The organism is Microbacterium sp. Bi128, from assembly GCF_918698205.1.
On the sequence record NZ_CAKKMM010001294.1, the window covers coordinates 1 to 1441 of the forward strand.

Genomic DNA, 1441 nt, shown 5'->3' on the forward strand with positions numbered 1-1441 from the left:
ACCCCGGACAGCAAGTAGGGACCGGCTCCCACAGCCCCCCCAAAAAAACAGCAGCGTCCGGCACCGGGTATCCTCCCGGCGCCGGACGCTGCTGTTTAAGGGCTGGAATCCCTTGGTGCTGACGACGGCGTGACGCTGACGGCGGCGTGACGCTGACGGCGGCGTGACGCTGACGGCGGCCGCTGAGCCCTATTGGGCCTTCGGCACCGACCTCAGGACGACGGCGGCCAGGACGCAGGCCCCGGACATCAGGACCAGTGCAATGGACGCTGTGACGTGCACGCCCGAGTCGAAGGCGGTGCGCGCGGCCGCCGTCACCGCCTCGGCCAGGGGCGCCGGAAGCATCCGGGCCAGATCCACAGCGCCGGCCAGGGTTTCACCGGCCTGGCTGGTGGCCGCCGCCGGGGCGAGTTCGGACACGCCCGCGGGAAGCCGGAGGTTGCCCTGGTAGGAGGCCGTCAGGATTGAGCCGAGAATCGCCGTACCCAGCAGGGACCCCACTTCGTAGCCCGTCTCAGAGATAGCGGCGGCTGCCCCTGCCTTGTCGGCGGGCGCCGCACCCAGGATCAGGTCATTGGAGATCGTCTCCGCGGCCCCCACCCCCAGGCAGAGCACCAGCAGGGCGGCAAGGAGCAGCGACGGGCCCTGGCTGTGGTCGCCGAATGCCACCACGAAATAGCCCGCCGCGCTCAGCAGCAGGCCGCCGGCCACCACAAAGCCGGGCCGCACCTTGCGCACCAGCGGGACCACGAGCAGCCCCGCTACAACCGTGGCGATGAGGGCCGGGACCATGGCGACGCCGGAGGCCGAGGGGGACTGGCCCTCCAGCAGCTGCAGGTGCTGGGCCAGGAAGAGAATGAAGCCGTTGAAGGAGAACAGTGCCAGGACGTTGGCCACAATGGCCGTACTGAAGATCCGGTTGCCAAACAGGCTGACGTCGAGCATCGGCGCGGTGCTGTGGTCTGTCCTGTGGATACGGGCAAGCGCGCGTTGCCGCCGGATGAACACATAGCCCATGAGCAGGCCGGTTCCGATGCTCGCGAAGGCCTCGGGAGCCGGCCCGTGGGTGGCAAGGGCTTTGATCCCGTAGACCACCGGCACCATGACCAGCAGGGACAGGGCAATGCTGGGCACGTCCACCCGGCCCGGCTTCGGATCGCGGGATTCCGGGATCAACGCCGGCCCGAGCAGCAGCAGCGGCAGGATGATCGGCACCGCGACCAGCAGGACGGCGCCCCACCAGAAGTGTTCCACCAGCCAGCCGCCGACAATCGGGCCGAGGGCGGCGCCGCCGGAGAAGCCGGCGGCCCAGACCGCCACCGCCAGCCTGCGCCGGTTGGGCTGCGGAAAGATGTTCCGGATCAGCGACAGCGTGGACGGCATTAGCATGGCGCCGAAAAGGCCAAGCCCGGCGCGGCCGGCGATCAGCCATTCCGCACTC

1 protein-coding gene is annotated in these 1441 nt (G+C 69.7%); it reads right to left on the reverse strand.

Annotation, left to right across the window (positions count from 1 at the left end; all coding sequences use genetic code 11):
- Positions 1 to 189 precede the first annotated feature (189 nt).
- Positions 190 to 1441: MFS transporter (locus LQV45_RS32125; RefSeq protein WP_230011574.1), on the reverse strand; the 1252-nt coding region annotated here is incomplete at its 5' end.